Source organism: Bradyrhizobium manausense (genome assembly GCF_001440035.1).
Lineage (GTDB): Bacteria > Pseudomonadota > Alphaproteobacteria > Rhizobiales > Xanthobacteraceae > Bradyrhizobium > Bradyrhizobium manausense.
The window spans coordinates 31,253-37,899 of record NZ_LJYG01000016.1; the positions used below are offsets into that span (position 1 = coordinate 31,253).

A 6,647-nucleotide genomic window follows, 5' to 3' on the forward strand; every position below is an offset into this window, starting at 1 on the left:
TCCTCGCCGCTACTGTTGTGGGTGCCGCCGATCTTGACCGCCGCGACGCGGCCATCATCCGCCATGACAAAGCGCAGCCCGGGCAGATCGACCGAAATCGTCTGGCCCAGCAAGACGTCGGCCATCAGCACCGGCGGGATGAACGCGTTCAGATACCACTTCATCCAGATCGACTGCACGGCCCGGACGTCGAAGCTCGCCGCAAAGCGGAGCACAAAACGATGCTCGATCGCCTCGCGCATGGACAAATCCAGCAACTTGTCTGCCGGCAGTCCCGGCCTGGGGTCTCGCGGGCCGACGAGGCGGCCGCCGAACGACGCATAGTCGCCGACGGCCAGACGATCAATCGCCTCGCAGACCTCGTCGGGCGTCACGGAAGATGGGTCCGACTTGAGCTACCAACGCGCACGCAGCGTCCCCGTGATGTTTCGTCCCGATCCATAATAGCAGTTCAGCGCGTCGTCGCAGGAGCCGACATAGCGGGTATCGAGGAGGTTCTTGACGTTCAGTGCGACGTCCCACTTCCTGAGCGTCGGGAAGCGCTCACCCAGATCGTAGCGAGCCGTGAGATCGTAGAGCGTGAATGACGGCACCGCGAGGGTGTTCAGCGGATCGACGGCCTGATCGCCGACCCAGCGGACGCCGCCGCCGAGGGTGAGACCGGCGAGCCAGCCGCCACCGCCGAACCGATACGTCGTCCACAGCGAGGCCGCGTTCATGGGGATGCCGACCGGGCGCTTGCCGAGGCCACCGGGTGTGTTGGTCGCGATGACCTTCGCATCGAGATAAGTATAGGCCGCGCTGATGTTGAAGCCGTAGAGATGCGTCGTCTTGATCTCGAGCTCCCCGCCCTGGCTTTCGACCGAGCTGGTCTGAACCGAGAAGCCGGGATGTGCGAGGTCGCGCGTCTGCACATTGTACTGGGTAATATCGAACACTGCCGCCGACATCAGAATATCGTAGCCGGGCGGAATGTATTTGACGCCGACCTCCGTCTGATCGCCGGTGACGGGAACGAAGGGACGGCCGAAGAAGTCCGTTCCGAATGTCGGCGTGAAGGACTGCGAATAGCTGGCGTAGGGTGCGACGCCGTTCTCGAAATTGTAGATCAGGCCGCCATTGTAGGTCACCCCGTGATCCGGCTGGAATGTCCATGGCGGGTTCGAGAATACGCCCGTTCCTGCATTGAGCACGCGCGTCTTCTGATCCTGCTCGAGCTCGTCATAACGCGCACCCAGCAGCACGTTGAGACGTCCAAGCTCGACCCGGTCCTGGATATAGGCTCCCGCCTGCCGTTGGTCCTGGTAGCGCAAGCTCGTGATGGTGGGCGACTTCACAAAGGGTTGCCCATACACCGGTGCATAAAGATTGAGGGCGGTGGCGGTCCCGACTCCCGTCCCCTGTTCGGCCGTGACAGCCGAGTAATCGGTCCCGAACACGACGTGATGCAATAGCGGTCCCATGGCGAAATCGGCCTTCAGCCGATTGTCGATCTGGTACATATCGATCTTGAACGTCTGATGCGCAGCCTGTCTGGTCACTGTCGTCGTGCCGGGCGCTGACGGGTTGCCCTGGACCTCGTTCAGGTCGATGTCGATGTTCTGGTAGTAGAAGTTCTGCTGGAACGAGAAGACGTCGTTGAAGCGGTGCTTGAACTCGTAGCCGATGCGGGCCTGCTTGATCGACGTGTCGTGATAGCTCGGCTCTCCCAGGAACGTCTTGCGGGAGATGAACTGCCCGTTCGCACCCGGCACGATCGTGCCGACGTAGGGCAACGGCTGCAGCACGGTCAGCTTGGGATCGTACTGGTAGGCCGCCAGGATCGTGAGACTGGTGTCTTCGCTGATCCGCCAGGTGAAGGACGGCGCGATAAAGGCGCGCTGGTTGCTGGTGAAATCGATCTGACCATCGCCCATCCTGCCGAGCCCAACCACGCGGTAGAGCAGCGAATGATCCGCGGTGACGGGACCGCCGACATCAAAAGCTCCTTCGACCGTGTTGCGCACGCCGAACCGAACGAGTGCTTCGCCGAAGGCATTATCGGTGGGACGTTTGCTGACAAGATCCCACAGTCCCCCGGGGCTGCCCTGCCCGTACAGCGTCGCGGCAGGTCCCTTCAGGACGTCGATGCGCTCGAAGCCGTAAGGCTCGAGACCGTAATTGTTGACGTTGAGCCTGAGGCCGTCGATGAACTGCAGCGCCTGGAAACCGCGCACATAGCCGTAGTCGCGCGTAAACTGTCCCTCGCGAAAATAGGTGCCGACGCCGGCGGTGTATTGCAGGGCCTCGCGCACGCTCTCGACATCGCGGTCGGCCATCTCCTGACGTGTGACGGTCGACACCGATCGCGGCAATTGCAGCAGCGGCGTCGTGACCTTGGCCCCTGCGGTGGTGCCGTGGGCGACATAGCCGTCGACGCCGTCCCTTGTCTGACTGACATTGTCGCTGTCGACGGACGGTCTCGCCGGCGCCGAATGGGAGGTCGAGGGCGCGCGTCGCGCCGAACGACGAGGCGTGGTGGTGGGACTTGCGCTCTGCGCGGCTGCAGGACGTGCGGCCGGCCGTGACTGCTGCACAATCACAGGCGGCAGGACGGGATCGCGAGGCGATTGCTGCGCGTCCGCCGGTGCGCCGGTGACAAGAGCCGCTGCGGCAGCGGTGGCGATGCCTATTTGAAATTTTGAGAACGGAACGAAAAAATCCGACTTGATCCTGGACACAACACCCCCCGGCGCGCGAAATGAACCGGCAGCGCCTGACCCGCGCAAACGCGCGAGTCGTGCGTCACCCTCGCACGGCACCTGCAGAGCTCCGGCTGCTTTTCCCTGTGGCAAAACCGTACGAGCCCCCACGGCAACGTGACACGTCACCGCGACAAGTCTCCAAGCCGAGGCAAACCGCCAACGGATTGAGGACTTCGCTTCGGCTCACCCCGTCCGACGCGCTTCGCTCGTGACCACGACTGACGGCAGGTCTCCTGGCTCGCGGGTCATCGCCTTTCCGATCGCCTTCCCAGGTCCGAAGACCCAGTGGCCAATGAACGAAAGGCTCGCCGCTTACAGTTGCGGGGGCAGCCGCGGCTTTGGAGGAAGCTCCGCACCGCATTCCCTATTGTCTCCCGAAGGAGAACCGTCGCAGTCACCATAAGTTTATCTGCAAAGAGCTGTCAACACAGGCCGCCACCCTCAAACACTATCTCTCGCGAGCTATTCTGCGACTTGGCGCTGAAGTCTCTATCACATGCAATCCCCATATGTGGGGATCACCAGCCACGGCAGCGGCTTCGTTCAGGTAATAGAGCGGCATCAAGGCGAGAGACGGATCGTCACGACAGCCGATCTGCGCCCACGTCGAAACGGACAAAAGCCAAGCTGGTTGCCGCACCGAGCAGGGTCCAGAAGATCAGACTAGTCACCGTGACTGCGACGACGAACTGGTGCGACAGCGAGGATGGCACGTTAGTCTCGACGTGCTCCAGCTCCGGCGCACCGATCAGATGTGGCAAAGCGAGGAGGATCACGCCAGCAATGGCGGCCGGCGCCGAACGGCGGAACACGATCAGGGCGAGGCCGGCAGCCGTCGCGAGCACCGCGGCGAGCCACCAGATCTGGCGCGACAGCAGCGGCGCAGCGGGAACACCCGGCAATTCCGGCGGCAGGCCAAGACCGGGCGCGATGGTGAAGACGGCGAAGCCGGCCAATCCCCACAGTAGCCCCTCGTGCCAGGCCACCCCCTCCCCGGTCGCGCCACTCCGCACAGCGAAGAAGCCAGCGAGCAACAATGCGAAGCCGATCGCGTTCAGCACGTTGGCGGCGGCTGTGTAGGCGTTGCGTTCGAAGCCGTCGCGCGGCTCCCAGGCGCCCGCGCCGTGGTCGTGATCGGCATGATCGTGGGCCGCATGATCATGGGCCGCGTGATCATGGCCGGCCACAGCCGTCTGCGGCGCCGCTGCAGCCTCATGCTGTTGCGCTTCCGCGGCCTTCTCGAAGACCTCGGCTTTCAGGATCAGTGGAACGGTGCCGAACTGCTGGGCGACCGTGACGATGAGACCAACGATGAAACCGGCAACAACCGACGAGAAGACGATCGAGCGAAACGTGCCCATGCCGCCCCGGTCAGTGGCAAGGGAAGGCGTTCGAATGGCGCACGTCGTGCGCGGCATTGTGGACGACGTCGATGTGCGAGAAGCCGACCATGCCGATGACGAAAACGCCAAGCACCATGGCCATCAAGGCCTGCGAAAGCCGCCCGACCTGTCCGGCTGCGACCGGCAGATGCGTTACCTGGGATTGGCTCATGACTGTTCTCCACGTCCGATTTGAGCGTCTTCTATCAGCTTCCGGGCGATGTCGCGACTAGTAAGATGCAGGTTGGTACCCGCCGGAATGCCCTTTCGAGCGATCTTGGCCGCGGCCGCTGCCCGAAACGCATCCTCGAAGCGCAGGAAATAGCCCAGGCAGTCCTTTGGCGAGGGCTCGGCGCCGAGCAGCGTCCGCAGCGCGCCCCGATGCACGGCACAAATAGCGCCGTGTCCTCTGACGGAAAAGATCAGGGACGCGATGTCGTCGCGCCAGTGCGCCTCGTCGTTCAAGTCGAGATCGTGCGTCCCCGCCCCAGCGGATTGAGGAGGCGGACGATTTCGCAGGCGGCAACGAGGCCGATCAGCCATGCGGCGCTCCGCAGCCCGATCCGTGCCACGATTTCGAAGGTGAAGGCGCCTTGACCGCCCAGGAACGGCGTGGCGGCGAAAAGCGCGAATTCGTATGCGGCGTAGGCGCAAACGAACGCAAGCGCCAGGACCAGAGCCGCGCGGTTTTGCGGGAGCGCGCCGAGAGCGAGCGACGAGGCGGCGGTCGCCGCCAGCGCGGCGGCCCCGATGACAAAGCCCCAGGCGATCGTGCTCGCGTCCACGGGATAGTGCAGTACGCCAAATCCGATCGTCTGATTGACCAGCCACGCGCCGGTCACGACGAGCAGAGCCGGACCCAGCCGCAGCGATGCCGCGGCGACAACCGCAAATGCCGCGAACGGCGTTGCGCAGGCGAATGCGAAGCTTGCAAGCGCGCAGGACACCGTCAGAAGCGCAAAGCAGAACATGGCGGCGTAGCGCTGCTCAACCGGATGCAGACGGACACGGTCCGCATTGGGCGGCAGAAGGTTGAAAGCCATTGGGAAGGTCTCCTTTTCGTCAATTCTAGCTGGATTTTCCGGCAGGCAATAGTTTTTTGGGGGTCAGTGCAGGGCTTCCATGGGGTTTTCGGGGTCGGACAGGTCGATCCGATCATAGGTCGCGAGCCACTCAACCAAGGTCGAGGACAGCGGCCCGGTGGCAGCCAGTTGCCGGAGCGCAACCCGGACGGTCGCGCGACTGGCGCGATCGTTCTTAAAAGCCAACGCATTCGGGCCTCGGCCTGCCATCACAGCCCTCACGACCTCTCGCTTGAGCGCCGCAGTGGCCGGCTCGCCGTATCGCTCGAGCAACGCCTGGAATGAAGCCTGATGTTGGGGCTGAAGCTCCCGTTTCCGGCCAAGTTGATCTCGGAGCGGGTGTGCGGGATAGAGATGAGCGCAGGGAACCCAGCCCTCGGGAAGTGGCTCGGTTGCCGCATGAGTTCGGTTATGGGCCAGCAGCTTGGGCAAGACATGTGTGTGCGGTCCATCGGGGCTTCGGCCGACCGGCGGCGGGATCGGCTGAAACACCTCGGCTCGCCCGGCCCGGCTGATGAAGACGCGATGCGGATTGGCCGCGAGGATGATCCTCATCGCATCGTTGCCCGGCGCGAATACCGATCGGCCGGTGCGATCTCGAAGCGCTGAAATCACATCCCCGTCATCCACGCGGATGCAGGCGTCGATCTGCAGCGTGCCGAGGCCGAGATCGAACAGCACGCCGCCGCGATCTCGGCTTCGCAGCGCCTGGTCGTCGGCGCCGATCTCGGTCAGTGTCGTGCGTCCATGCATCGCGCACGCATCCTCCGGAAGGCACAACGCGACGCGATGGCTCCAGCTCTCGCTGGTCGGCGATTCCGAAGCTATCAGCCGTGGCTCCGGCCGTGACAAGATACGAATTCCGCCCCTGTCCGTGACCACGCTGATCGTCACCTCATCGCGGCGCAGATCGGCCGGCTCGCCGGCATCGCGGGTGAATTCGGCGATCGCTCCGAACGTTCCCACGCTCCAGCCGGCCTCCACGTCGTCGAGCTGACGGGCAAGGAGATCCATGACATCATCGCTTGCCGTCATCCGGCGTCCCTCACCTCTTCGCGTCTTGACGCGTCAGAATGTGGCACCTGCCCTCACCATATAGGTGCGGCCCGGCAGCGGATAGGCGCTGAAGCGGCCGTCGGTGAACGTGCTGGCGATCGCATAATCATAGTAGAGCGCATTCAGGATGTTGTTCACGCTCAATGACCAGAAGTAACGTTCATATTGGCCGCTGAGCTTGAGGTCGATTGTGCCATTGGCAGGGATCGGCTTCTGGGTTCCGGCCTGGTCGTTGTCCATGCGCTTCTCGCTCCAGAAGCGCGCGGTCGCGTCGAGCACGAGATAATTCTGCCAGATGTTCCAGGTCACGCCGGCACTGGCGGTGTAGCGCGACACCAGCGGCACGTCGTTGCCGGCCCAGACGCCTTCGCGGAACACGGCTC

Annotated in this window: 7 protein-coding genes, 1 pseudogene and 1 riboswitch; all 8 genes and pseudogenes read right to left on the reverse strand. The window is 63.6% G+C overall.

The features are described from left to right. Positions 1-374, reverse strand: a 374-nt coding sequence (locus tag AOQ71_RS45845; protein ID WP_205668190.1) for a hypothetical protein, incomplete at its 3' end; no start/stop codon positions are given. 21 nt (positions 375-395) lie between these two features. Beyond that, positions 396-2,720 (reverse strand): TonB-dependent siderophore receptor, encoded by a 2,325-nt coding sequence (locus AOQ71_RS02660; RefSeq protein WP_057741339.1) that lies wholly within the window; start codon positions 2,718-2,720, stop codon positions 396-398. 230 nt (positions 2,721-2,950) lie between these two features. After that, positions 2,951-3,149, reverse strand: a riboswitch (cobalamin riboswitch). Between the two features lie 176 nt (positions 3,150-3,325). Further along, on the reverse strand, positions 3,326-4,105 hold the full coding sequence (locus tag AOQ71_RS02665) for a CbtA family protein (RefSeq protein ID WP_057741341.1): 780 nt from the start codon (positions 4,103-4,105) through the stop codon (positions 3,326-3,328). A gap of 10 nt (positions 4,106-4,115) precedes the next feature. Further along, the gene (locus AOQ71_RS02670) at positions 4,116-4,298 is read right to left on the reverse strand and encodes a CbtB domain-containing protein (RefSeq protein ID WP_057741343.1); all 183 of its coding nucleotides are present in this window, start codon (positions 4,296-4,298) and stop codon (positions 4,116-4,118) included. Further along, complete coding sequence (locus tag AOQ71_RS02675) at positions 4,295-4,591, reverse strand: hypothetical protein (protein WP_057741345.1); 297 nt, start codon at positions 4,589-4,591, stop codon at positions 4,295-4,297. The genes AOQ71_RS02670 and AOQ71_RS02675 overlap by 4 nt, the downstream gene beginning before the upstream one ends. Further along, entirely contained in the window at positions 4,588-5,169 is a 582-nt protein-coding gene (locus AOQ71_RS02680) for a hypothetical protein (RefSeq protein ID WP_057741348.1), read from the reverse strand. Before AOQ71_RS02680 ends, AOQ71_RS02675 begins: the two co-directional genes overlap by 4 nt. Positions 5,170-5,232: 63 nt before the next feature. Then, positions 5,233-6,243 (reverse strand): DUF6925 family protein, encoded by a 1,011-nt coding sequence (locus AOQ71_RS02685; RefSeq protein ID WP_057741350.1) that lies wholly within the window; start codon positions 6,241-6,243, stop codon positions 5,233-5,235. 33 nt (positions 6,244-6,276) lie between these two features. Continuing rightward, a pseudogene (locus AOQ71_RS47010) lies at positions 6,277-6,647 on the reverse strand (TonB-dependent receptor); the annotation flags it as partial.